Below are 23,721 nucleotides of genomic sequence, written 5' to 3'. Positions count from 1 at the left end.
AAGTATGGGAGCCCAGATCCGGGTCTACCGCCAGAAGATCAGCTCGACGACGTCGATGCGCAAGATCTTCAAGGCGATGGAACTGATCGCTACCTCGCGCATCGGGAAGGCCCGAGCACGCGTAGCAGCTTCACTGCCTTACGCAAACGCCATCACGCGTGCCGTTTCTGCTGTCGCAAGCCAGAGCGAAATCGACCACCCGCTGACCACCGAGCCGGAGCAGATCCGCCGGGCCGCCGTCCTGGTAATCACCTCGGACCGTGGCCTTGCAGGCTCGTACTCCGCAAGCGTGCTCAAGCAGGCGGAAGGCCTCAACGAGCTGCTCGTCGAGGAGGGCAAGGAAGTCAAGTTTTACCTGGTCGGCCGCAAGGCGCAGGCCTACTTCGACTTCCGGAACCGTCCCTACGGGCGTGTTTGGACCGGCGGCACGGATGCGCCGGAGTTTGCCACGGCACAGGAAATCGGCGAGGCATTGCTGTCTGACTTTGCGACGGACTATGCAGAGGGAGGCGTCGACGAGATCCATGTCGTCTACACCCGCTTCAAGTCCATGGTCACCCAGGAGCCGACGGTCATCCGTCTTCTCCCGCTTGAGGTTGTCGAAGAGCAGGCTGCGTCCGAATCGGACCTCCTGCCGCTCTACGAATTCGAGCCGGAAACGGAGCAGGTTCTTGACGCTCTGCTGCCGCGCTACATCGAATCACGCATCTTCGCCGCAATGCTGCAGGCAGCAGCTTCGGAACTCGCTGCCCGCCAGCGGGCAATGAAGTCCGCCGGCGACAACGCCACGGAGCTCATCAAGAAGTTCACGCGTCTGCGCAATACTGCCCGCCAGGCTGAAATTACGCAGGAGCTTTCCGAGATCGTGGCCGGCGCCGACGCGTTGAACGCGTCCTAGCCTTCCAGGTTCGGATCCAGCTGTACCTGCACCAAAGTAAACTTAACCCCAACGCCATCTACTGAGTGAAGTGAGAGAGATGACTGCCACTGCTACCGAACACGTAGCCGCGACGACCGGTGCTACCGGCCGTATTGCACGTGTTATTGGCCCGGTTGTCGACGTCGAATTCCCGGCTGACGCAATCCCCTCGATTTACAACGCACTCACCACCGAGATTACTCTCAACGGTGAGACCAAGACCATTACGTTCGAGGTTGCCCTGCACCTCGGCGACAACGTCATTCGCGCCATCTCCCTGCAGGCGACCGACGGACTTGTCCGCGGCACCGCTGTAGTGGACTCGGGTGCCCCCATCTCCGTTCCCGTCGGCGACGTCGTGAAGGGACACATCTTCAACGTCCTCGGACAGCCGCTGGACGTGGCTGAGTCGGAACTCGGGATCACCGAGCGCTGGCCCATCCACCGCAAGGCTCCTGCCTTCGCGACGCTCGAGGGTTCCACCGAGATGATGGAAACCGGCATCAAGGTCATCGACCTTCTCACCCCGTACATCAAGGGTGGCAAGATCGGTCTGTTCGGCGGTGCCGGCGTCGGCAAGACCGTGCTGATCCAGGAAATGATCACCCGTGTTGCCCGCAACTTCGGCGGCACCTCGGTGTTCGCCGGTGTCGGCGAGCGTACCCGTGAAGGTAACGACCTCTGGGTTGAAATGGAAGAGGCAGGCGTCCTCAAGGACACTGCCCTTGTATTCGGCCAGATGGATGAGCCGCCGGGAACGCGTCTGCGCGTGGCACTGTCCGCCCTGACCATGGCGGAGTACTTCCGCGATGTGCAAAACCAGGACGTGCTGCTCTTCATCGACAACATCTTCCGCTTCACCCAGGCAGGCTCCGAGGTTTCCACCCTCCTCGGCCGCATGCCGTCGGCCGTGGGCTACCAGCCCAACCTGGCTGACGAGATGGGCCTCCTCCAGGAGCGCATCACGTCCACCAAGGGCCACTCGATCACCTCGATGCAGGCCATCTACGTTCCCGCAGATGACTACACCGACCCGGCCCCGGCCACGACCTTCGCACACCTTGACGCGACCACGGAACTTTCCCGTGAAATCGCTTCCCGTGGTCTGTACCCGGCCGTTGACCCGCTGACGTCGACTTCCCGCATCCTGGATCCGCAGTACATCGGCAACGACCACTACAACACGGCCGTCCGCGTCAAGCAGATCCTGCAGAAGAACAAGGAACTCCAGGACATCATCGCCATCCTCGGCGTTGACGAGCTCTCTGAAGAAGACAAGATCGTCGTGTCGCGTGCACGCCGCATCCAGCAGTTCCTCTCGCAGAACACCTACACCGCCAAGCAGTTCACCGGCGTCGAGGGCTCCACCGTGTCCATCAAGGACACCGTTGAAGGCTTCACCGCGATCTGCGACGGCGAACTCGACCACATCGCAGAGCAGGCGTTCTTCAACGTCGGCGGCCTGGATGACGTTGAGCGCCAGTGGGCCAAGATCCAGGAACAGACCAAGTAATATGGCTGAGCTTGAGGTTGAGATTGTCGCAGCGGACCACTTCGTGTGGTCCGGAGCGGCCACGATGGTCAAGGCCCGCACCAGCGATGGTGAAATCGGAATCCTGCCCGGCCACGCGCCCCTGCTGGCGATTCTGGCCGAAGGTGAGCTGGCAATCCAGCCGGTATCCGGTGACCGCATTGCTGTAGTCGTCGACGGCGGGTTCTTCTCCGTCGACAACAACCGGGTCGTCATTGTTGCTGACAACGCCCAAATGGGCGACGCGGCTACTGCGGGGATCCGCTAGCACGACCTTGATGAACGATACTGTTTTTCCGTTCATCGTCCTGGCAACGATCTTTGCGTTGCTGGTACTTGCACTGTGCCTTTCCGGGGTGCGCCGCTTCAATCTGCGGCGTGCCCTGGGCACGGTGGACGCCTCCATTTGCACGGCTGGAAACAGTTGGCAGATGGGGGTTTGTCGTTATCAGGACAACGACCTTGAGTGGTTCCGGCTTGCCTCGCTCAGCATGCGTCCGAAGCACACCTTCCGCCGGAGTTCGCTTGAGCTGATCGGCCGTCGCAAACCCACCGAGTCCGAGCTTGTCAAAGTCCAACCCGACGCCGTGATTGTCGAACTCCGCTACGAAGGGCAGGACATCCTGCTCGCGATGCGGTTCGACGCCTACACCGGGCTCTCATCGTGGCTTGAGGCAGGACCCGTCATCGGCGTCGGCACCTGGCGCTAGCCGCGGTGGACTTCATCGAAGACCTCCGGCTCGTCGACGGGCCGGTGCTGTGGATCGCCTGGACCGCTGGCGCTGCGGGCCTGCTCTACTTCCTTCTGTGGCAGGGCGGACGACGCCCCGTCCCGGTTACCGCCGCCCCCCGCTGGCTGGCTTCCCTGCTCCGCCCCGCCGCAGCCGTCCTGCTTGCCTCCGCGCTGCTGGCCGGAGCGCACTGGGCGATGATCTACCTTTTCGCCGTCTTCCCGGGGGAACTTCCCCGCGAGGTCCTGGCCTGGTCGCTTCCCGCCGTCACGGCGCTGCTGCTCTGGCTGATGGGCCTGTGGCGCCTGTGGCGGCCCACGGGTGCCCGAGCCCCCGGCCGCGGCGAACCCCGGCGTCCCGCCCGGACGACGGCGGTGGCCACGGCCGCCCTGCTCGGCGTCGTCCTGCTCTCCGCCGTCCAGATCAACGGCTACTTTGGCCTTATCCACACGGTGAGTGACCTGACGGGCACCGCCCTGGCGCGGATCCAGCCGTTGGAAGACGGGCTGAAACGCGCCCCCAGGCCCTCCGCCACCGTCAGCCTGAACCAGTGGGACCCGCCGGCCAGCCTGCCCGACGGCGGTGAGCTGCGGCGAGCCGAAATCCCCGGCACCCGTTCGGGGTTCCAGAGCCGCGAGGCCTACCTCTACCTTCCGCCCGCCTACCAGGCCACGCCCCGGCCCGCCCTTCCCGTCCTGGTTCTCTTCGCCGGCCAGCCGGGCGCCCCGGCAGACTGGCTCACCGGCGGGGCACTGCGCAGCCGGATGGACCGGTTCGCCGCAGCGCACCACGGACTGGCTCCGGTGGTGGTCGTCGTGGACCCGAACGGTTCCGCCGCGGGCAACACCCTCTGCATGGACAGCAGGATCGCCCGGGCCGACACCTTCCTCGCCGAGGACGTGCCGGCCTGGATCAACCGGACGCTGGACGTGGACCCGGACCCCAGGCAGTGGGCGGCCGGGGGATTCTCCTTCGGCGCGACCTGCGCGATGCAGATGGTGACCCGTCATCCGGACATCTACAGCTCCGCCCTGGCTTTTTCCAGCGAGCAGGAACCCGCCCTGGCCAAGGAGCGGGAAAAGACCATCGCTGCCTCCTTTGACGGCGACACTGAAGCCTTTGACCGCCAGACACCGTTGCGGCTCATGAGGGAGAACCGCTTCGACGGGCATGCCGTCTACTTTGCCGCCGGCGAGCGGGATCCTGAGTTCATCCGTTACCTGGAGGTCTTGTCCGAGGCCGCGCGCACCGCCGGGTTCACGGTGGAGGCGCGGCTGGTCCCCGGCGCGGGACACTCCTGGGAGACCGGGTCCAAGGGGCTGCCCTCCGGGCTCGACTTCCTGGCGTCCCGCTGGGGCATCCCGCAGTGAGCCCGGCAACACCGGCACGGCAGCGGGGAAGCGGCGCCGCCTCCCTCCGGGGCCTGGGCCGCGAGGGCCTGCGGCAGTCCGCGGGCCATTTGCGGGCCATCCCGTTCACCCTCGCCGTCCTCGCGGCCTTCCTGATCACCGGCGCGGCCACCGGAAGCTTCCTCGCCGGGCCGCCGGAGTCACTCCTGGACCTGGCGTCCGTCAGTGCCCCGGAGCTGAAGGCCGGGCGCTGGTGGTCGATGTTCAGCTCGATGTTCTTCGCCACGAACCTGCTGGCCTACACCTCGGCCGCACTGATGATCCTCCTCCTGCTGGGCCTCGCCGAGCGGCAGCTGGGCACCCGGCGCACGGCCGTTTTCTACTTCGCCGCCCAGTTCGCCGCGGTGACGCTGTTCCTGCTGGTGACACAACTTGCCCGCTACACCGACGACGGCTGGCTCAGCGCGATGGTGGACGCACGGCTCATGGGCCCGTACGCGGCTGTCCTTGCCGTCTCGCTGGCGTCCAGCGGGCTGCTGCCCACGCTGTGGCAGCGGCGGCTTCGCACCGCCGTCGTCTCCGTTTCCCTGATGCTCGTGCTGTACGTGGGGCATGCGGAGACCGTCGTCGGGTTCGCCGGCGCCCTGGCCGGGCTGGCGGCCGGCTGGTGGATCCAGGGCGACAAGGGCACCCTGCACCGGCACCGCTCCACGGGGCGCGAAACCCGCAACCTGCTCGCCCTCACCGTCGCGATCTTCGCCGTCGGACCCATCCTGACCGCCACCGTCCGGACCCCCACCGGGCCGCTGGCGCTGCTGCGCGACGTCGTCCTCAACCCGCTGCCCACGCTGAACCAACTGGAACAGAATTGCGGCGGCACCATCGACGCCACCTGTCTGGAGGCCGGCCGCGCCGGCTTCGCCGGGCCGCTGGGCCTCGCGCTGGCGGTGGTCCCCGTGGTGCTGCTGCTCATCTGCGCCGACGGCATGCGGCACGGACGCCGGCTCGCCCTGCGGATCGCGATCACCCTCCAACTCGCAGTAACCGTCATGGCCGCCGTCTACCTGTCCCTGTTCGCCAGGATTCCGCAGTACGCCAACCGGCCGCACACCGGCGTGATGGGCTCCGGGATTGTCCACGTGCTGCCCCTGGTGGTGGTTCCGCTCGTGCTCGTTGTCCTCCTCGCGGTGAACCGCCGCCAGTTCCGCGTCGAGACCAGTCCCCGGGCGCGCCGGGCCCTCGCCGCGGTTGTCGGCGGCACCTGGCTCGTGCTGGCGTCCCTCTACACCGGCGTCTGGCTGGCCGCCGGCGGCATGGACCGGGACGGCGGCCTGCTGGGCCTGGCCGCCGAGCTCTCCCGCCAGTACCTGCCGCTGCCCATCCCCGGAATTTACAGCCGCGTCTTCCAGGACCGCGACGCCCTCGAGGCCTTCCTCTTCGCCGCCTCCGGCATCATTTTCTGGGCGGTCGCCCTGGCTGCCGTCTGGCTGGTTCTGCAGCGCCGGCTGCACCCGACCGACGCAGGGGCGGGCGACCGCGATGTGGCCCGCAGCCTGATCCGCCAGGGCGGCGACTCCCTGTCCTGGATGGCGCTGTGGGAGCCCAACAAATACTGGTTCGCTCCGGCGGGCCGCGGGGGAGTGGCCTACCAGCAGCATGGGAACGTCGCGCTGACGCTGGCCGGGCCCTTTGGCCCGGCGGAGTTCCACGAGGAAACCGCGGCGGGCTTCGTCCGGTACTGCGCCGAGCATGCCCTCATTCCCTGCTTCTACTCCTGCACGGACGAGCTGTGGCCGCTGCTGGAGGGCCGGGGGTTCCGGCGGGTGGCGGTGGCCCAGGAGACCCGGCTGGCCGTGCGCTCACTTGAGTTCAAGGGAAAGGACTGGCAGAACGTCCGGACCGCCCTGAACCGGGCCAAGAAATCCGGGGTGCACGCGGTGTGGGGCCGTTACACCGACTTCGCGCCTTCGGTGCGCGCCCAGCTGAGCGAGGTCTCGGAGGAGTGGGCCGCCCAGAAGTCCGTCCCGGAGATGGGCTTCACGCTCGGCGGCATCGATGAGCTTGAGGACCCGGAGGTGCTCTGCTGCCTCGCGGTGGACGCCGAGGGGCAGGTCCAGGGCGTCACCAGCTGGCTGCCGGTGTACGAGGAGGGCCGCCTCGTAAGCTGGACGCTGGACTTCATGCGCCGGCGCGGCGATGCTTTCCCCGGCGTCATGGAATTCCTGATCGCCTCGGCGGTGCAGGAGCTCCGGAGCTCGGTGGAAGTTATCTCCCTGTCCGGATCCCCGCTGGCGAAGGATGAGGCCACGGTGGCGGATGCTGCCGGCGATGAGCCCGGCCCCGAGGCGCTGGCCAGAATCCTCGACGTCGTCGGGAAAGCGCTCGAGCCCGTGTACGGCTTCCGTTCGCTGGCTACGTTCAAGTCCCGTTTCAAGCCCGACTACCGGACGCTGTACCTGTATTACCAGGACCCGCTGCAGCTGCCGGCGATGGGCCGTGCGCTGAGCCGGGCCTATCTGCCGGGCCTGTCCGTGCGGCAAAGTGCGCGGCTGCTGAGGACCCTCGTGCGCTGAAGCAAAAAAAATGGTCCCCGGCGTGGAGCCGGGGACCATCTCTTGCGCGGAGGCTGCCGTAGGCAGTTCCGCTGCGGGGGTGCTAGACCAGCGTCACGCCGGTAGCCTGGGGGCCCTTGGCGCCCTGGCCGATTTCGAACTGAACGCGAGCGTTCTCGTCGAGGGTCTTGAAGCCACCGGTCTGGATCTCGGAGTAGTGAACGAAGACATCGCCATCGGAGTCATCCGGGGTGATGAAGCCGAAGCCCTTTTCAGCGTTGAACCACTTGACGGTTCCCTGTGCCATGTAAATCTCCTCATTGTGGATCTTGATGAAGACCGGCACACTTCGTGCCGGTCCTGGTCACTCCGCGAGAAGATCCCTGGCTGTGGGACCGGATTAACCGGACTTCGGCGGCAGGAGCTTCACGCTCGCAACATGTCTTGCGAGCATGAAAAAACACCTACACAAAGACTGGTATAAGAATTTCATGTCAGTTGCGTCAGGTCAACGGGGCCGGCAAACAATTGGCATAAAATTTGTACAAAGTATCGATGAACGATTTCAACGCGGATTACCGCCGCCGCTTATGCAGGGACGAACTGTTCTAAAGCCACAATGGACCATGGCTACAGCGCTCATTTTGTTAAATGGACTTCCTGGCTCAGGTAAGACCACATTCAGAAGAGCCGGGATTCGACGTCGTCGACGCCGCGCATGGCGTCGTAGTCGAGGGTGACGCAGTCAATACCGCGGTCATTTGCCAGGACCTTGGCCTGGGGTTTGATCTGCTGGGCGGCGAAGATCCCGCGGACCGGAGCCAGGAGGGGGTCGCGGTTGAGCAGTTCGAGGTAGCGGGTGAGCTGTTCGACGCCGTCGATGTCACCGCGGCGCTTGAGCTCGATGGCCACGGTGGCGCCCTTGGCGTCCCTGGCAAGGATGTCCACCGGGCCGATGGCGGTGAAGTACTCGCGGCGGATGAGGGAGAAACCGGCGCCGAGGAGTTCGATCTGGTCGGCCAGCAGCCGCTGCAGGTCCGCCTCCACTCCGTCCTTGATCAGCCCGGGGTCCTGGCCGAGCTCATGGGAGGTGTCATGCAACTGCTCATGGATGTTGATGATCAGCCGGTCGTCGGTTTTGGCCGACTGGACGGTCCACTGTTCAACCACGCCGATTTCGACGTCGACCTCGTCCGGGGTGGAGACGCGCAGGGACGCCGGGGGGCTCATCCAGTTCAGCGGCTTGTAGGATCCGCCGTCCGAGTGGACCAAAACGGAACCGTCGGCCTTGACCAGCAGGAGCCGGGTGGCGAGCGGGAGATGGGCTTTGAGCCGGCCGACATAATCAACGGAGCAACGGGCTATGACTAAACGCACCCGGTCAACACTACCGTCTGCGGGGACAGCGGGCACCCGGACTGGGGCAGAATGGAACCATGCCCCGCTCCAACCGCCCCCGCCGAGCCGTGTCAGGACGAGCCGGCTCAGGCAAAGCCGCCAAGCCCGGAGTCAAGGGCGGGCCGGTGCCGGAGCTGGACCTGGAGCGCGCACGCTCGGGCTTCGCGCGGCGGGAGAGCGCGCCGGACGGCGAGTGGTCGGTCCGGCCCGTGACCGCAGGCCGTGCGGAGAAGACCTATATCTGTCCGGGCTGCTCGACGGCGGTGCTGCCCGGCGTGGCCCACCTCGTCGTCTGGTCCGAGGACCATCTTTTCGGGGCTGCCGCGGGTCTCGCGGAGCGGCGGCACTGGCACACCAACTGCTGGACCTCACGCAGCTACCGGTACCGCTGAGTGCCGGCACGGACAGCTTTGCCGGCGGCTTTCGCTAAGCTGGACGCATGAGTTTTGACCCGGCGTCGTACGTCTTCAGCCAGCCTTCCGCACCGACCGCGATCCGAGCCTCCACCGTTCTCCCGGCCCGCCGGGAGAACGTGGAGCTCCGCACCAGTGACGGACACAAACTCGTCGGGGAGCTGGCGCTCCCGGAGTCCGGCGAGGTGAAGGCCACCCTGATCACGCTGCATCCGCTGCCCACCCACGGCGGCTTCATGGACTCGCACGTCTACCGGAAGGCCTCCTACCGGCTGCCCGCCCTGGCCGGAATCGCCGTGCTCCGGTTCAACACCCGAGGCACCGGATCACCGCGGGGAACTTCCGAGGGAGCATTCGAGGAGGGCATCGGCGAACGCCTCGACGTCGAGGCGGCGGTGCAGTTCGCCGTCGACCGGGGCCTGCCGAACCGCTGGCTGGTGGGCTGGTCCTTCGGCACCGAACTCGCGCTGATGTACGGGGCGTCGGAACCGGTGGCCTCCGAGGTGGAAGGTGCCATCCTGCTCTCGCCCCCGCTGCACCGGGCCACGGATCTGCACCTCAAGGAGTGGGCAGCCTCCGGCAAGCCGCTTAAGGTTCTGGTTCCCGAGCTTGACGATTACCTCCAGCCGGCCGAGGCCGCGGAGCGCTTCGGGGCGGTGCCCCAGGCCCGCGTCGTGGGCGTGGACGGAGCCAAGCACCTGTGGGTGGGGGAGAAGTACGCCGGCCGGGTGCTCAACGAGATTGTCGACGAAGTGCTGCCGGGCGGTGCCGGCGCCGCCGGGACTGAACTGCCGCAGGAATGGGACGGTCCGGTGGCCACGGCGCACGCCTGAGGGCCCCTGCCTTTCCGCTACGGAAAAGGACAGCCGCTACGTGGATCCACGCAGCGGCTGTCCTTTTCTGTAGCGGAAATGTCAGTGCTTGTCAGTGCTTGTCCTGGCGGACGATGAAGATTTCCTTGATCAGGAGCATGATGGCGGCCGCGGTGGGGATGGCGATCAGCGCGCCCAGGACACCGAGCAGGCTGCCGCCGGCGATCACCGAGATGACTGCGACGGCGCCGGGAACTGCGACGGCCTTCTGCATGATGCGCGGAGAGATGAAGTAGGCCTCGAACTGCAGGTAGGCGAAGTAGCAGATGGCATAGACGACGGCGGTCTGCCAGCCCGCCGTGAGGGCGATCAGCGTGACGATGACACCGGCAATCAGCCCGCCAACCAGCGGAATGAAGGCCAGCAGGGCAACCACGAAGGCCAGCAGTACGGCGAACGGGACGCCGATCACCGTCATCACGATGAACGCGAACGTTGCGTTCACGAGGGCGACGACGGCCTGGCCGATCACGTAGTTGCCCACCGATCCGGTGATTTCCTCGGACAGGGCCTCGACCCTGGCCCGGCGGGACCGCGGGGCCAGGCGGTAGCCCCACTTCTTCATGGCCGGCAGGGCGGCGAGGAAGTAAAGGCTCAGCACCAGCACGATCAGGGCGCCAAACAGTCCGTTCGCCACGGTGGAGCCGAAGCCGACGACACCGCCGAAGATGCCACCCATCGCCTCCGGGTCGTTGACGAACTTCTCCAGCTCCTGGGTGATGCGTTCGCGCACCCCGTACTGGTTGTCGATGCTGCGGAAGAAGTCGGAGTTAATGAAGTCCGTGATCCAGCGCGGCGCCTCCTCGACGATCTGGGTGACCTGCTGGACGATCGTGGGGATCAGCGTGGCGAAGAAGGCTGCGACGCCCAGGGCCAGGGTGGAAACCGCGACCACAATGCCCGCGGCGCGGGGGAGCTTCTTTCCCTCGAGCCAGCGCACCACCGGGTCCAGGCCCAGGGCGATGAAGAGCGCCGCCACGATCCAGAGGATCAGCTGGGTGGTGTTGGAGCCGATCCAGTAGACCAGCAGGGCCACGCCGACGCCAACCGTCCCCATAAACCCGACGTAGAGGGGGTGTTGGGAGGACATCCGCGGGCCGGGATTGCCGAAGCGGGTGCCCTTCTCGGTCTCGGGCGTCGTCTCGTCGTCCTCCTGCTCCGGGGGCATCTCGAAGCGGAGCCGCGGCTGGGCCCCAGGAAGGGGCTGGCGCAAGCGGTGGGCCATCGAGTTCAGCATCCCGGCCAGGGCCGCGCGGCGGGGGGGAACCTGCTCCTGCGGACTGCCCACCGTGCTGCCGGATTCCTGGTCTTCTTCCGGTCCTGTGGGGGACGAGTCCGTGTGTCCTGTCACTGCGTTGAAAGCCCTTTATTCTCTGTATATCCCCGGCGGAGACGCTGCGTCGGCCCCAGTGTGATGATCAACGCAAACACTATCAGCAGGCTTGTTATGGCGCCCTTTAAGGCTGCTGCGCAGAACCCGGGAGGGGTTGACAAACAGCCCGATCTGACTCTGTGGTAACAAAACGGTTACTATTGAAGCTAAGTGTCCGCTGATGATAGGTAATATTTTGCGTTTCAAGACTGCAGTTGCACTAGTGCTGCTGGGCCTCCTGACACTGCTGGCCGGTATCGGCCAGAAGACATTCTGGGCTCCGCCGGAGACCGTGACCGCCACCGCCCCCTCAGGTGCCACCGCCGCTCCGCTGACCGTTTTCGACGAGAAGCTCCGTACCCTGCACGACGGCACCGTGACGATCAACGTCAAAGGCGAGGGCAGCTTTATGCTGGCCGCGGGCCGCCCTGACGACGTCGACGCCTGGGTCGGCGCCACCGCGCACAACACCGTCTCCGGCGTGACCGAGAACGGCAAAGCACTGCAGTTGACCCACGCTGACGGGGAACCCACCGCGCCCTCGCCGGCCGGCTCGGACCTGTGGGTCAGCACGGAGAACGCCAGCGGCGAGCTGAAGTACAACTGGACCCCGCCGGCCGACGGCGACTGGGCGCTGCTGCTCGCGACGGACGGCACCAAGCCGGCCCCGAGCTCAATCACCATGACCTTCCCGAACGACACCTCCACTCCGTGGGCCATTCCCCTGATGGTCATCGGCGGCCTGCTGATCCTGGCCGGCGCCGTGCTGCTGGTGCTCAAGCCCAAGTCCGGCTCCCGCCCCGGAACAGACGGTGCCGGTTCCGGCAGCGGCACTTCCGGCAGCGGCACTTCCGGCAGCGGCGCATCGGCCGTTGATTCCAAGGGCGCTGCCCCCCGGGCCTCCGAAGAAGCCAGCACCGCCCCGAAGAACGCCTCAGAGCAGTCCATCGCAGCACCGGCCTCCGCGGCGCAGCGCCTGCGGCGCTCCGGAGCGGTCGTGGCCGTGCTGACAGCCACTGCCGTCGCCGGCAGCGGCGTGGCGGCCCAGGCGACTCAGACGCCCGCCCCGTCACCGAGCACTTCTTCTGCCGCGGCGGAGCAGGCTCCGGCTTCGCCGGTCGTGGTTGATGCCCAGTTCCGCCGCATCCTTGAACAGGTTGCCAGCGCGGTCGACGCCGGAGACGCGGCCAAGGACGCCAGCAAGCTGGAGCCGCGCATGGCCGGACCCGAACTCGAGGTCCGCACGCAGAACTATAAGATCCGCTCCCAGGTCGGCTCGTACGAGCCCCGGATGCCGGTGCGTGCCACCAAGCTCCTCACCACCGTGGTCACCGAACAGCGCAGCTGGCCGCGCACGGTCATGGCGGTTACCCAGGGCGAGGGCAACGTCGTTCCGCAGCTGCTCACCCTGACCCAGGCCTCGCCGCGGGACAACTACAAGCTGGTCCTCACCACGCCGCTGCAGCCGGGAACGACCTTCCCGGGGATCGCCCGCGGCGGTACCGAGACCCTGGCTCCTGCCGACAAGTCGGGTCTGCCCTACAGCGGCGAGGAAGCGCTGGGCGCCCTGGGTGACCGGCTGAACTCCGCCGAATCCGCGTTCAAGGACAAGGTGGCCGAGGGCGAGTCCTCCCCGTATATCGCGGACACTCTGGCCTACCAGGCGGATGTGGTCAGCTCGGGCGTCAACGGCGTCTTCTCCTTCACCCACAAGATGGTCCCGGAGAGTGTTGTGGTGTTCCGGACTGCCGACGGCGGGGCACTGGCCCTGGGCCGCCTGGACTTCGCCTTCGACGGCACCCCCAAGGCCGCCGGCGACAAGCTGACGATCGGTGACGACGCAGCGGCCCTGGCCGGCGGCAAGGAGACCAGCACCGGCATGGTGCTGAACTTCGCCGAGTCCGTGGCCGTCTACATCCCGCCGGCCGGTTCCCAGGACCCGATGAAACTCGTGGCCGCCACCCGTGGCCTCGTGGGAGCCAGCTTCAAGTAGGCCGGCCGCAAGCAGCGCTGACACCAGCAGCCCAGGCACCAGCATTGCTGGCAGTACGGGCGGCAACAGAAAAGACCTGGCCACGGGGCCGGGTCTTTTCTGTTGCCCGGGCGCCTTCGGGTGGCACCGGCCCGGGCTGATATGGCTAGAGTGGAACCATGACTTCGCCAGCTTCCCGTCCGGTCCCGCCAGCTGCCGCCAACCCGCTCAACCTGCGGGGTGCGGTCGACCTGTCCTCCCTGAAACAGCGTCCCGCGGCACCAGCCGCGCCCGGCGCCGCCGGCACGCCAGCGGTTCCCGGGGCCCCTGCCGCGGGTACCGGCGACGCGGAACAACCCGCCCGTGCGCTCCGGGTTGATATCACCGAGGCAAACTTCCAGGAACTCGTGGAGCTGTCCGCACAGGTCCCGGTCGTTGTCGCGCTTTGGGCGGCTTACTCGCCCGGCTCCGCCGAAGTGGTGGACGTCCTCGAACGGATCGTGGACAGCTATGCGGGCCGGCTGGTCCTTGGCGCCGCCGACGTCGAAGTGTTCCCGCAGCTTGCCCAGGCGTTCCAGGTGCAGGCCGTTCCCACCGCTGTGGCCCTCGTCAAGGGCCAGCCGATACCCCTTTTCCAGGGCGGTGCCGAGGAACCGCAGGTCCGCAGCCTCCTGGACGAACTGCTCAAGGTCGCTGCCACCAACGGCGTGACCGGACAAATCGGCGCGGGCGGACCCGGCGCCGCCGAGCAGGAGGCTCCGCCGCTGCCGCCCCTGCACCAGAAGGCGTTCGACGCCATCGAGGCCGGGGATTACGCCGCGGCCGCGGACGCCTACCGCCAGGCCCTTCTCGAAATGCCCGCCGACGTCGAGGCCAAGGCCGGACTCGCGCAGGTGGAGCTGATGGGCCGGCTCCAGCCGCTCTCCGCCGCGGACACCGAGGCGCTGCGCCAGCAAGCCGCCACCGAACCGGACAACCTGGAGGCCCAGCTCAGCGTGGCCGACCTGGACGTCGCCGGCGGACACGTGGAGGACGGCCTCGGCCGGATCGTCGCGTTCATCGGCCGGAACTTCGGCCCGGAGCGGGAAACGGCACGGGTCCGGCTGCTGGAACTGTTCGACGTCGTCGGCACCGGCGATGACCGGGTGGCGAAGGCGCGCCAGAACCTCGCGCGGGTGCTCTTCTAGTGGGCTCCGCCCTCTTCACGCCGTTGGACCTGCGGTCCCTGCACCTGCAGCACCGCGGCTGGGTGTCTCCCATGTGCCAGTACAGCTGCGGGCCGGAAACCGGGGAGGGCGTGCCCAACGACTGGCACCTGATGCATCTGGGTTCCTTCGCCACCGGCGGGGCAGCCCTGATCCTCACCGAGGCCGCCGCCGTAAACGCCGCCGGACGGATCAGCCCGCGGGACGCCGGGCTCTACAACGACGACCAGACGGCAGCCTGGGAACGGATCACCTCCTTTGTGCACCGCCACGGCACCGCGGACACCAGGATCGGTACCCAGCTGGCGCATGCCGGCCGGAAGGCCTCCTCCTACTGGCCCTTCTCCGGAAAGCAGGGCACCGTGCCTGCCGACGACGGCGGCTGGCCCACCGTCGGCCCCGGCACCGGAGCCTTTGACGGCTACGAGGCCCCTTCGGCGATGACGGAAGGGGAAATCAACGGCGTCATCGAGGATTTCGCTGCCGCCGCGGTCCGGGCCGTCGGAGCCGGATTCGACACGATCGAAATCCACGGCGCCCACGGTTACCTCCTGCACCAGTTCCAGAGTCCGCTCGTCAACGACCGCACCGACCGCTGGGGCGGCGACGAGACCGGCCGGAACCGGCTGACCCTCGCCGTGGTCGATGCCGTGCGCGATGTCATTCCCGACTCCATGCCGCTGCTGCTCCGGATCTCGGCGTCCGACTGGGCCGAGGGTGGCATCGACGCCGAGGCCTCGGTACGGATGGCCAGGGCGGCTTCGGACCACGGAGTGGACCTCGTGGACGTCTCCAGCGGCGGGGCTGTTGCCTACCAGCAGATCCCGGTGGGACCGGGCTACCAGACCGGGTTTGCCGCCCGGATCCGACGGGAAACCGGCGTTAAGACCGGCACCGTGGGGCTGCTGACCTCGGCCGGCCAGGCCGAGCATGCCGTCGCGACCGGCCAGGCTGATGGTGTCTTTATCGCCCGTGCAGCCCTCCGGGATCCGCACTGGTGGCTGCGGGCTGCCTTCGAACTGGGCCATGAGCTGGCGTGGCCGCCACAGTACGAACGGGCCATTCCCCGCCACTCCTTCTAACAGGCCTTCTGGCTGAGAGAGAGCTCCGCCGGCAGGGGTACGCCTTGCGGACGATCCCTTCCACCAACCCGGGCGGTTAGTCTAACGACATGACTTTCCAGCAACCGCATCCGCCTGCCCCCGAAAACCAGACGGGCCAGGCTGTTCCCGCACTGTCACTGCGGGGTCTCGCCAAGCGCTTTGGCGACAAAATCGCCGTCGACGGTCTCAGCCTGGACGTTCCGGCGGGTTCCTTCTACGGGATCGTCGGCCCGAACGGCGCCGGCAAGACCACAACGCTGTCTATGGCCACCGGTCTGCTGCGGCCCGAGTTCGGCACGGCGTTCGTGCACGGCGTGGATGTCTGGCAGCGGCCGCTGGAGGCCAAGAAGCTGATGGGCATCCTCCCGGACGGCGTCAGGCTCTTCGACCGGCTGACCGGCGAGCAACTGGTGAGCTACGCCGGCCTGCTGCGCGGCATGGAAAAAGACGTGGTGGCCGCGCGCGTCAAGGAACTGCTCGCCGCCCTGGACCTTAGCCCGGATGCCGGAACGCTGGTGGTGGACTACTCCGCCGGCATGACCAAGAAGATCGCCCTCGCCTCGGCGCTGATCCACGCGCCCCGGCTCCTGGTCCTGGACGAGCCGTTCGAATCCGTGGATCCCGTATCGGCAGCCAACATCCGCGACATCCTGGACCGCTATGTGGCGTCCGGCGGTACCGTCATTGTCTCCAGCCACGTTATGGACCTGGTCCAGCGGATGTGCGACCACGTGGCGGTCGTCGCCGCCGGGCGGGTCCTTGCCGCCGGGACGGTGGACGCCGTCCGTGCGGGGGAGTCCCTCGAAGACCGCTTCGTCCAGCTGGTCGGCGGGCGCAACCACACGGAGGGGCTGGAATGGTTGCGCACCTTCTAAGGCTCAAACTGACCCTGCTGCGCAACAGCGTCCGGCGCAGCCCGTGGCAGCTGGTGGGCCTGGGTATCGGCACGCTGTATGCGCTGGGGCTCGTGGTGCTCGGCATCACCGGGCTGCAGTTCCTCCGCGGGGCGGAAGCCGGTGTGGCGCAGACGGTCGTTGTGCTGGGCGGCGCCGCGGCGCTGCTGGGCTGGGCCGTTATCCCGGTCGCTGCCTCCGCCGCGGACCTGACCCTGGACCCGGCACGGTTCACCACCTTCGCCGTGCCGATGCCGCAGCTGCTGACCGGCCTGGCCCTCGGCGGGCTGATCGGAATCCCGGGCACGGCGACCACACTAGTGGCGCTGGGGACCGTCGGGACCTGGTCCCGGAACCTGCCCGGTGCGGCCGGTGCCCTGATCGGGGCGGTCCTCGGTGTGCTGAGTTGTATTGTGCTGTCCAAAGTGGTCACCACTGCCACTGCAGGGCTGGCGAGTTCCCGCCGGTTCAAGGACGCCAGCGCCGTGATTTTCCTGATTCCGCTGGTCCTGATGGGGCCGATCGTGGCGGGTGTCGCCGAGGGGATCAGGAGCTCCGGGGACTTCCTGACCGGACTTGCCAGGACGCTGTCCTGGACCCCGGCCGGGGCCGCGTGGTCCCTCGGCGGCGAACTGGCCGCGGGCAACTACGGCGCCGCGGCGCTCAAGTTACTGATCGCGCTGGCTACGCTGGCCGGGCTCGCTCTCTGCTGGAAGCTCCTGCTGCAGCGGGCGCTGGTGACGCCGCCGTACGCCGGCGCGTCCAGGAAAAAAGCCGGCGGGCTGGGTTTCTTTGGGCTGTTTCCGGCGACGCCGACGGGCGCGGTGGCGGCGCGGTCGTTGAGCTACTGGCTCCGGGACCCGCGCTACGCGGGCGCCCTGGTCGTGGTGCCGCTGCTGCCGGTGCTGCTCCTGTTCCAGGCCGCCCAGACCGGATCCTACGGAATGCTCCTCTTCATCGGCCCGCTGACCGCGTTCCTGCTGGCCTGGTCCATCTCAACGGATGTCTCCTACGACAACACCGCCTTCGCGCTGCACCTCTCTACGGGAGTGAGGGGGGTCCACGACCGGCTGGGCCGTGCCGTGGCGTGCCTGGTCTTTGCCCTGCCGGCGGTGCTGGCGCTCAGCATCCTGCCGTTCCTGATCGGCGCGGACTGGCAGCTCCTGCCCGGGGTGCTCGGATTGTCCCTCGGTGTCCTGTTCAGCGGGATGGGACTGTCCTCGGTGGTCTCGGCCCGCTACACCGTCGCCGTGCCGCTGCCCGGGGACAGTCCCTTCAAAAAGCCGCCGGGCAATGTGGCACAGACCATGGCGGTGCAATTCGGCGGCATGGGCGTCCTGCTCCTGCTCGTGGCCCCCGAGATGGTGCTGCTGGTGGCACAGTTCGTCACCGGCAGCGTGGTCCCCGGCTGGATCAACCTGGTCCTCGGCCCCGTCCTGGGGCTCGCGTTGTTCGCCGGCGGGGTCCGGCTGGGCGGGAAATGGCTCGACGCCCGGGGGCCGGAACTGCTGGCCCAGCTGGCCGTCAACCGCTGACGCGGGCGCGGTGGCCGGGACTGGGATACCCTGCCCCTAAGGCACATCCGGCCGCGGGCACGGCACAGGCCGCGGGCAAGGCAAGGACAAAGGCAGGGCCATGGAAGTCGTCATTCTCTCCGGGAGTAAACCGATTGCCGCCCTCGCGGCGGAAGCGATCGGGGCGCTGCTCCAGCGCAGGCCCGACGCCGTCCTGGGCCTGGCAACAGGTTCATCCCCGCTGCCGGTGTACAACGAGCTGGCACTGCGGCACGAGCGGGACGGCCTGGACTTCGGCCAGGTGCGCGGCTTCGCCCTCGACGAGTATGTGGGGCTGCCGTCCGGCCACCCGGAGTCCTACCGGGAGGTGATCAGGCGGGAGTTCACCGAGCGCGTGAACATCAACCCTGCGAATGTCCTGGGGCCGGACGGCTCCGCCGCGGACATCCCGGCCGCCTGCCGGTCCTTCGAGGACGCCCTGCGCGGGGCCGGGGGAGTGGACCTGCAACTGCTGGGCGTGGGCACGGACGGCCACATCGGGTTCAACGAGCCCGGTTCGTCCCTTGCCTCGCGGACCCGGATCAAGACGCTGATCGAGCAGACACGCCGGGACAATGCACGGTTCTTCGGGAGCCTGTCCAAGGTTCCGCACCACGTCCTGACGCAGGGACTGGGAACCATCCTGGAGGCCCGGCATGTGATCCTCATCGCCACCCGCGCGCAGAAGGCCCAGGCGGTCCGCGACCTCGTGGAAGGACCGGTCGCCGCCATCTGTCCGGCGTCCGTCCTGCAGCTGCACCCGCACGCCACGATCCTGCTGGACGAGGCGGCGGCATCCTCGCTGCGGCTCGCCGACTACTACCGGCACAGCTATGAGAACAAGCCGTCGTGGCAGGGTCTGTAGGGCGCCCTTTTCGCGATGAAGCCGCCATGCCGCCGCCCGTCCGTCGCACCACCGACCGATCCAGCGGCTAAGATGGGTCTCATGAACAGCATGACCGATCCTCTCGAAAACGACCCGATGCGCGAGCTCTCCGGAGCCGGGACGTCGACGGCCACGATCGAGCGCGAGGAACTGCGCCAGGAAGTGGAACCCGGTGACCGGGAACGCTTCTCGCACTATGTGCGCAAGGAAAAGATCATGGAATCCGCACTGTCCGGCGAGCCTGTCATCGCCCTGTGCGGCAAGGTCTGGACGCCGGGCCGCGATCCGAAGAAGTTCCCCGTCTGCCCCGAATGCAAAGAGGTCTACGACGGCCTCCGCCCGGGCAAAGACGGCGGCAAGGGTTCCGGCGACAAGTAGCGCGGCCACACAAAGCGGCGACGCCAGAGTCTTGCGCGCCCCCGCGCCCGGTTTCTCAGCCGCGCCGCGGTGCGCCGGGGACCCCTGTTCTCCCGGTGAATGATGCCCGGCCCATGCTGGCCGGTGATTGCTTACGGTTCATCCGAAAAGATTGGTGTTTTTGTGCTTATTTGGGTTTCTCCGGCAGCGGCAGCAGTGCGCGGAATGGAGGGCACCTAAGTGACAGAGACACTCTTTGGCGGACCCGTGCTGCCTCCCGCGTATCCCGAGCGGGCAGCCTGGGGCACCGCGCCGAAGCTCCGTGCCTGGCAGCAGGAAGCGCTGGACAGCTACTTCACCACCCATCCGAAGGACTTCCTGGCGGTTGCTACGCCCGGCGCCGGCAAAACAACCTTCGCGCTGCGGGTGGCCTCCATGCTGATCGAGGCCAACGTCGTCAACCGCGTCACCATCGTGGCGCCCACGGACCACCTGAAACGGCAGTGGGCCGACGCCGCCGCGAGGGTGGGCATCGCCATCGATCCGAACTTCAAGAACGCCGACGGCCAGCACGGCCGCGGCTTCATCGGCGTCGCGGTCACCTACGCGCAGGTGGCGAGCAAACCGATGCTGCACCGGGCCAAGACCGAGGCCGCCCGCACGCTGGTCATCCTCGACGAAATCCACCACGGCGGCGAGGCCCTCTCGTGGGGCGACGGGCTCCGCGAAGCCTTTGAGCCCGCAGCACGCCGGCTCTCGCTGACGGGTACGCCATTCCGTTCCGACACCTCGCCGATCCCGTTCGTGGAATACGCCGAGGACCGGGACGGGATCCGGCGGTCCAAAGCGGACTACACGTACGGTTATGGCAAGGCGCTCCGGGACCACGTGGTCCGTCCCGTCATGTTCATGGCCTACTCCGGGCAGATGCGCTGGCGCACCAGCGGCGGCGAGGAGATGGCCGCCTCGCTCGGCGAGTCGGCGGTCACCAAGGACGTCACGTCCCAGGCGTGGCGGACCGCGCTGAATCCCGCGGGTGAATGGATCCCGGCGGTGCTCGCCGGGGCGGACAAGCGCCTCAGTGAGGTGCGCCGGACCGTTCCCGACGCCGGCGGGCTGGTCATCGCAACCGACCACGAGGACGCGCGTGCCTACGCCGGCCAGCTGAAGAGGATCACGGGCGAGTCACCCACGGTGATTCTCTCCGACGACGCGAAGGCCTCCAGCAAGATCGAGGAGTTCACCGCCAGCGAGAAGCGCTGGATGGTGGCCGTGCGCATGGTTTCCGAAGGCGTGGACGTGCCGCGGCTCTCCGTGGGGGTGTACGCGACGTCCACCGCCACGCCACTGTTCTTCGCCCAGGCCGTGGGGCGCTTCGTGCGCGCCCGGAAACGCGGCGAGACGGCGTCGGTCTTCCTGCCCTCCGTGCCGCAGCTGATGGCGCTGGCGAACTCCATGGAGGCCGAGCGCGACCACGCCCTGGACCGCCCGGAGAAGGAGGACGGCGACGGTCTCTTCAACCCCGAAGACTCGCTCATGGACGAGGCGAACCGCGAGGAGAAAGCGTCCGATTCGCTGACGAAGGGCAAGTTTGAGGCCCTGGATTCGCAGGCGTCCTTTGACCGCGTGCTGTTCGACGGCGGCGAGTTCGGCACCGGTGGCGAAGTGGGCTCGGAGGACGAGCTCGACTTCCTCGGGATTCCCGGCCTGCTCGACGCCGAACAGGTCGGCACGCTGCTGCGCCAGCGACAGCACGAGCAGCTCAGCCGCAAGAACGCGCGCGCCCCGCAGGGTGCGGTTTCCGCTGCGGTACCGGCCGTGCCGGACCACCGGATGCTGATGGACCTGCGCACCGAACTGGCGAAGAATGTCGCGGCCTGGTCGGCGCGCACGGGCACGCCGCACGGCGTCATCCACACCAAGCTCAGGACGGTCTGTGGCGGCCCGGCGGTGGCCCAGGCCAACGAGGAGCAGTTGCAGACCCGCTTGCGGAAACTTCAGGACTGGTTCATCGGCCGGAAGTAGCCGCCGGACACACTAAGGGACCGGGGCCCGGACTGTTCAGTCCAGGCCCCGGTCCCTTTTTGTGCGGCTTGTCGCGAGTTCCCGGCGATGAGGGTGAAGCGCTACTGGCCGCCCGCGCCGCAGAGCTCGCTGAGGGTCTGGCCGGCGGCGGTGTAGCTGGCCTGCATCTCCTGCAGCTTCGCGGAGTCCGGGTTTTCCTTCGCCGACTCGTCCAGGAATTCGATGATGGAGTGCAGGGGCGCCTGGAGTTCCTCGGACGCGGTGGCCTCGATGGGCCGGAGGCGGTTGCCGAGGCGGATCATCCCGGCCCGGTCCTCGTTGGACGTCGGACCCGCGCCGACGGTCTGGATCCGGGCGCAGGTTTCCTCGGTGGTGTCTTGAGGGGTGGCCGAGCAGCCGGCAGCGCCGAGCAGGGCCCCGGCAGCGATCAGGACGGTCAGGGTCTTCTTCATGGTGTACTCCGGGGTTTTACGGGTCAGACGTTATTGGCAAGGATTCCGAGTCTACTGCGAGGCCGCTGCTTTCCCGTCAGCGGTCCGGCCAGGGAGACGCCAGCGCGTCAGGCGATGTCGACGCCGCCGAGTTCCATCTCCGCGATGGCGTCGTCCAGATCCTCGGCGACCCCCACGGTCAGATCCCGCAGCACGGTGACGGAGTAGCCGGCCTGCACGCCGTCCAGCGCGGTCGCTTTGACGCAGTGGTCCGTGGCGATCCCGACGACCACGACGTCCTCGACGTCGTGGCTCTGCAGCCAGTCGTCGAGCCCGATCGCGTCCTCGCCGGCGGCGGGGTCACTGGCGGCAAAGTCACTGCCGGCGGCCTCGCCGTCGGCAGCCCCGGCTCCGCTGCCGGAAGAACCTCCGGCGACCGGCATGGCGCCGGGCTTCCGGTCCCCGGTGGGAACGGCGTCGTCGGGCGCGAGCAGACCTTCAAAGCCCGAGTAGGCCGCGGTGTACTGGCCCTTGCGGAAGTAGGCCTGGATGTATTCGGTGTCGAGGTCCGGATGGAGCTCGGCACCGCGGGTTCCGGCCACGCAGTGCTTCGGCCAGCTGTCGACGAAGTCCGGGCTGTCCGAGAAGTGCGCGCCCGGATCGATGTGCCAGTCCTGGGTCGCCACGACGTGGTCGAACTGGCCATGGTGTGCGTCCACGTACTCGCTGATGGCACCGGCGAGCTCCGCCCCGCCCTCGACGGCCAGGGAGCCGCCCTCGCAGAAGTCATTCTGTACGTCGACGATGATCAGGGCGCGGGACATCAGTTCTCCTCGTAGATGGTGGGGATGGCTGCCTCGCCGCGCTGGAGCCGGTTGACGACGGGGGGCAGCTCTTTCATGGTGTCCGCGTGGCGCTGGCGTGCGCGGAGCACACCCTCCGGACCGGTCCAGCCGGGCAGGAGTTCGCCGTTCTTGACGAACTGCTGCAGCAGGGGCCGGTCATTTCCGTCGTCGTCCGGGCGGTGTCCGACTCCGATGATTTCCTGCGTGGCCGTGCCGCGCTCGTTGAGTTTGCGCAGCGCGTACTTGCGCCCTCCCTTGCTGGTCTTGTTCTTGGCCGCCTTGGCGACGGAAACGAAGTCGCCGCCGTCGTCGGTCCGGCTGACCAGCTTGTAGACCATGCTGGCCGTCGGGGCGCCGGAACCGGTGACGAGGGAGGTGCCGACACCGTAGGAGTCCACCGGCGCGGACTGCAGGGCGGCGATGGCGAACTCGTCGAGGTCGGAGGTGACGATGATGCGGGTCCGCTCATTGCCCAGCTCGTCCAGGAGCTGGCGCACCCACTGCGCCTGGGCCACGAGGTCGCCGGAGTCCAGGCGCACCGCACCGAGCTTGTCGCCGGCCAGCTCGACGGCGGTGCGCACCGCTGTCTCGACGTCGTAGGTGTCCACGAGCAGCGCGGTGCCGGCGCCCATCGAGGCGATCTGGGCCTCGAAGGCCTCGCGCTCGGTGTCGTGCAGGAGAGTGAAGGAATGCGCGGCCGTGCCCACGGTCTTGAGCCCGTAGCGCAGGCCGGCCTCCAGGTTCGAGGTGCTGTCGAAGCCGGCGATGATGGCGGCGCGGGCAGCGGATACGGCGGACTCCTCCTGGGTGCGGCGCGAGCCCATTTCCACGCAGGGGCGGCTGCCGGCCGCGGTGATCATGCGCGAGGCCGCCGAGGCGATGGCGCTGTCGTGGTTGAGGATCGAGAGGATGTAGGTCTCGAGGATGCAGGCCTCGGCGAAGGTGGACTCGACGATAAGGATGGGGGAGTTCGGGAAGTACGCTTCGCCCTCCGCGTAACCCCAGACATCGCCCGAGAAGGAGAATTCGGCCAGATAGTCCAGGGTCTCCTCGTTGACCACCTTGGTGCGGCGGAGGAAATCGATTTCGGTGTCGCCGAAGCGGAAGTCCGCGATGCCCTCCAGCAGCCGGCCTGTGCCGCCCACAATGCCGTAGCGGCGCCCGTCCGGCAGGCGCCGGGCGAAGGCCTCGAACACTGACTTGCGGTGGGCGGCGCCGGAATGCAGCGCGGCCTGCAGCATGGTCAGCTCGTAATGGTCGGTGTACAGGGACGTGCGGGGACGGTCCCAGCCAGCTGATGAACTCACAAATTCA

Annotated in this window: 22 protein-coding genes; 16 read left to right on the top strand and 6 right to left on the bottom strand. The window is 67.6% G+C overall.

The window, feature by feature from the left end; translation table 11 throughout:
• Window positions 1-4: 4 nt before the first annotated feature.
• From AC50YC_RS05680 to AC50YC_RS05655, 6 genes are all read left to right on the top strand, one after another.
• Window positions 5-898: a F0F1 ATP synthase subunit gamma gene (locus AC50YC_RS05680; protein WP_354350084.1), complete on the top strand. Its 894-nt coding sequence runs from the start codon at window positions 5-7 to the stop codon at window positions 896-898.
• A 79-nt stretch (window positions 899-977) separates the two neighbouring features.
• Complete coding sequence (gene atpD / locus AC50YC_RS05675; protein WP_354169922.1) at window positions 978-2,432, top strand: F0F1 ATP synthase subunit beta; 1,455 nt, start codon at window positions 978-980, stop codon at window positions 2,430-2,432.
• 1 nt (window position 2,433) lies between these two features.
• Complete coding sequence (locus tag AC50YC_RS05670) at window positions 2,434-2,718, top strand: F0F1 ATP synthase subunit epsilon (RefSeq protein ID WP_307459655.1); 285 nt, start codon at window positions 2,434-2,436, stop codon at window positions 2,716-2,718.
• Between the two features lie 10 nt (window positions 2,719-2,728).
• The gene (locus AC50YC_RS05665) at window positions 2,729-3,160 is read left to right on the top strand and encodes a DUF2550 domain-containing protein (protein WP_494952607.1); all 432 of its coding nucleotides are present in this window, start codon (window positions 2,729-2,731) and stop codon (window positions 3,158-3,160) included.
• A 5-nt stretch (window positions 3,161-3,165) separates the two neighbouring features.
• On the top strand, window positions 3,166-4,551 hold the full coding sequence (locus tag AC50YC_RS05660) for an alpha/beta hydrolase (protein WP_494952606.1): 1,386 nt from the start codon (window positions 3,166-3,168) through the stop codon (window positions 4,549-4,551).
• Window positions 4,548-7,103, top strand: a complete 2,556-nt coding sequence (locus tag AC50YC_RS05655) for a bifunctional lysylphosphatidylglycerol flippase/synthetase MprF (RefSeq protein ID WP_494952605.1) — start codon at window positions 4,548-4,550, stop codon at window positions 7,101-7,103. The genes AC50YC_RS05660 and AC50YC_RS05655 overlap by 4 nt, the downstream gene beginning before the upstream one ends.
• Before the next feature lie 82 nt (window positions 7,104-7,185).
• On the opposite strand, the gene AC50YC_RS05650 is transcribed toward AC50YC_RS05655, so the two are convergent.
• Window positions 7,186-7,389: a cold-shock protein gene (locus AC50YC_RS05650; protein ID WP_024365900.1), complete on the bottom strand. Its 204-nt coding sequence runs from the start codon at window positions 7,387-7,389 to the stop codon at window positions 7,186-7,188.
• Window positions 7,390-7,763: 374 nt separating this feature from the next.
• The gene (nucS, locus tag AC50YC_RS05645) at window positions 7,764-8,459 is read right to left on the bottom strand and encodes an endonuclease NucS (protein WP_056426140.1); all 696 of its coding nucleotides are present in this window, start codon (window positions 8,457-8,459) and stop codon (window positions 7,764-7,766) included.
• Window positions 8,460-8,518: 59 nt separating this feature from the next.
• Here nucS and AC50YC_RS05640 point away from each other — a divergent pair, with 59 nt between their 5' ends.
• The gene (locus tag AC50YC_RS05640) at window positions 8,519-8,872 is read left to right on the top strand and encodes an Rv1322 family protein (RefSeq protein WP_494952604.1); all 354 of its coding nucleotides are present in this window, start codon (window positions 8,519-8,521) and stop codon (window positions 8,870-8,872) included.
• A gap of 47 nt (window positions 8,873-8,919) precedes the next feature.
• A complete protein-coding gene (locus AC50YC_RS05635) occupies window positions 8,920-9,726 on the top strand; it encodes an alpha/beta hydrolase (protein ID WP_494952603.1) in 807 nt (268 codons plus the stop codon).
• A 91-nt stretch (window positions 9,727-9,817) separates the two neighbouring features.
• On the opposite strand, the gene AC50YC_RS05630 is transcribed toward AC50YC_RS05635, so the two are convergent.
• Entirely contained in the window at window positions 9,818-11,002 is a 1,185-nt protein-coding gene (locus tag AC50YC_RS05630) for an AI-2E family transporter (RefSeq protein WP_494952761.1), read from the bottom strand.
• 316 nt (window positions 11,003-11,318) lie between these two features.
• On the opposite strand from AC50YC_RS05630, the gene AC50YC_RS05625 reads away from it, so the two are divergent.
• From AC50YC_RS05625 to AC50YC_RS05590, 8 genes are all read left to right on the top strand, one after another.
• Window positions 11,319-13,130, top strand: a complete 1,812-nt coding sequence (locus AC50YC_RS05625) for a hypothetical protein (RefSeq protein ID WP_494952602.1) — start codon at window positions 11,319-11,321, stop codon at window positions 13,128-13,130.
• Window positions 13,131-13,288: 158 nt separating this feature from the next.
• Window positions 13,289-14,296 (top strand): co-chaperone YbbN, encoded by a 1,008-nt coding sequence (locus AC50YC_RS05620; protein WP_494952601.1) that lies wholly within the window; start codon window positions 13,289-13,291, stop codon window positions 14,294-14,296.
• On the top strand, window positions 14,296-15,396 hold the full coding sequence (locus AC50YC_RS05615; protein WP_494952600.1) for an NADH:flavin oxidoreductase/NADH oxidase: 1,101 nt from the start codon (window positions 14,296-14,298) through the stop codon (window positions 15,394-15,396). Before AC50YC_RS05620 ends, AC50YC_RS05615 begins: the two co-directional genes overlap by 1 nt.
• 89 nt (window positions 15,397-15,485) lie before the next feature.
• Window positions 15,486-16,292: an ABC transporter ATP-binding protein gene (locus AC50YC_RS05610; protein ID WP_494952599.1), complete on the top strand. Its 807-nt coding sequence runs from the start codon at window positions 15,486-15,488 to the stop codon at window positions 16,290-16,292.
• Window positions 16,274-17,845: a transporter gene (locus AC50YC_RS05605; RefSeq protein WP_494952598.1), complete on the top strand. Its 1,572-nt coding sequence runs from the start codon at window positions 16,274-16,276 to the stop codon at window positions 17,843-17,845. The genes AC50YC_RS05610 and AC50YC_RS05605 overlap by 19 nt, the downstream gene beginning before the upstream one ends.
• Window positions 17,846-17,945: 100 nt before the next feature.
• Window positions 17,946-18,728 carry a glucosamine-6-phosphate deaminase gene (gene nagB / locus AC50YC_RS05600; RefSeq protein ID WP_494952597.1) on the top strand — a complete coding sequence of 261 codons (783 nt, stop codon included), beginning with the start codon at window positions 17,946-17,948 and terminating at the stop codon, window positions 18,726-18,728.
• A gap of 90 nt (window positions 18,729-18,818) precedes the next feature.
• Window positions 18,819-19,127, top strand: coding sequence for a DUF3039 domain-containing protein (locus tag AC50YC_RS05595; RefSeq protein WP_494952760.1), 309 nt, complete (start codon window positions 18,819-18,821; stop codon window positions 19,125-19,127).
• 219 nt (window positions 19,128-19,346) lie between these two features.
• Entirely contained in the window at window positions 19,347-21,131 is a 1,785-nt protein-coding gene (locus tag AC50YC_RS05590) for a DEAD/DEAH box helicase (protein ID WP_494952596.1), read from the top strand.
• Between the two features lie 101 nt (window positions 21,132-21,232).
• Here the strand turns inward: AC50YC_RS05590 and AC50YC_RS05585 are convergent, their stop codons facing one another.
• The 3 genes from AC50YC_RS05585 to AC50YC_RS05575 form a co-directional block, all read right to left on the bottom strand.
• Window positions 21,233-21,583, bottom strand: coding sequence for a hypothetical protein (locus AC50YC_RS05585; protein ID WP_494952595.1), 351 nt, complete (start codon window positions 21,581-21,583; stop codon window positions 21,233-21,235).
• Window positions 21,584-21,690: 107 nt separating this feature from the next.
• Complete coding sequence (locus AC50YC_RS05580) at window positions 21,691-22,386, bottom strand: isochorismatase family protein (protein WP_494952594.1); 696 nt, start codon at window positions 22,384-22,386, stop codon at window positions 21,691-21,693.
• On the bottom strand, window positions 22,386-23,714 hold the full coding sequence (locus AC50YC_RS05575; RefSeq protein ID WP_494952593.1) for a nicotinate phosphoribosyltransferase: 1,329 nt from the start codon (window positions 23,712-23,714) through the stop codon (window positions 22,386-22,388). The genes AC50YC_RS05580 and AC50YC_RS05575 overlap by 1 nt, the downstream gene beginning before the upstream one ends.
• Window positions 23,715-23,721: the final 7 nt, after the last annotated feature.

This window comes from Pseudarthrobacter sp. MDT1-56 (assembly GCF_059383555.1).
This window is presented reverse-complemented; position numbering and strand designations above follow the sequence as displayed.

Bases quoted from the DNA above. Each gene is read 5' to 3' on its own strand.
- AC50YC_RS05680 (WP_354350084.1), top strand. From the start codon at position 5: ATGGGAGCCCAGATCCGGGTCTACCGCCAGAAGATCAGCTCGACGACG.
- atpD (WP_354169922.1), top strand. From the start codon at position 978: ATGACTGCCACTGCTACCGAACACGTAGCCGCGACGACCGGTGCTACC.
- AC50YC_RS05670 (WP_307459655.1), top strand. From the start codon at position 2,434: ATGGCTGAGCTTGAGGTTGAGATTGTCGCAGCGGACCACTTCGTGTGG.
- AC50YC_RS05665 (WP_494952607.1), top strand. From the start codon at position 2,729: ATGAACGATACTGTTTTTCCGTTCATCGTCCTGGCAACGATCTTTGCG.
- AC50YC_RS05650 (WP_024365900.1), bottom strand. From the start codon at position 7,389: ATGGCACAGGGAACCGTCAAGTGGTTCAACGCTGAAAAGGGCTTCGGC.
- AC50YC_RS05640 (WP_494952604.1), top strand. From the start codon at position 8,519: ATGCCCCGCTCCAACCGCCCCCGCCGAGCCGTGTCAGGACGAGCCGGC.
- AC50YC_RS05635 (WP_494952603.1), top strand. From the start codon at position 8,920: ATGAGTTTTGACCCGGCGTCGTACGTCTTCAGCCAGCCTTCCGCACCG.
- AC50YC_RS05630 (WP_494952761.1), bottom strand. From the start codon at position 11,002: ATGCTGAACTCGATGGCCCACCGCTTGCGCCAGCCCCTTCCTGGGGCC.
- AC50YC_RS05625 (WP_494952602.1), top strand. From the start codon at position 11,319: ATGATAGGTAATATTTTGCGTTTCAAGACTGCAGTTGCACTAGTGCTG.
- AC50YC_RS05620 (WP_494952601.1), top strand. From the start codon at position 13,289: ATGACTTCGCCAGCTTCCCGTCCGGTCCCGCCAGCTGCCGCCAACCCG.
- AC50YC_RS05610 (WP_494952599.1), top strand. From the start codon at position 15,486: ATGACTTTCCAGCAACCGCATCCGCCTGCCCCCGAAAACCAGACGGGC.
- AC50YC_RS05605 (WP_494952598.1), top strand. From the start codon at position 16,274: ATGGTTGCGCACCTTCTAAGGCTCAAACTGACCCTGCTGCGCAACAGC.
- nagB (WP_494952597.1), top strand. From the start codon at position 17,946: ATGGAAGTCGTCATTCTCTCCGGGAGTAAACCGATTGCCGCCCTCGCG.
- AC50YC_RS05595 (WP_494952760.1), top strand. From the start codon at position 18,819: ATGACCGATCCTCTCGAAAACGACCCGATGCGCGAGCTCTCCGGAGCC.
- AC50YC_RS05585 (WP_494952595.1), bottom strand. From the start codon at position 21,583: ATGAAGAAGACCCTGACCGTCCTGATCGCTGCCGGGGCCCTGCTCGGC.
- AC50YC_RS05580 (WP_494952594.1), bottom strand. From the start codon at position 22,386: ATGTCCCGCGCCCTGATCATCGTCGACGTACAGAATGACTTCTGCGAG.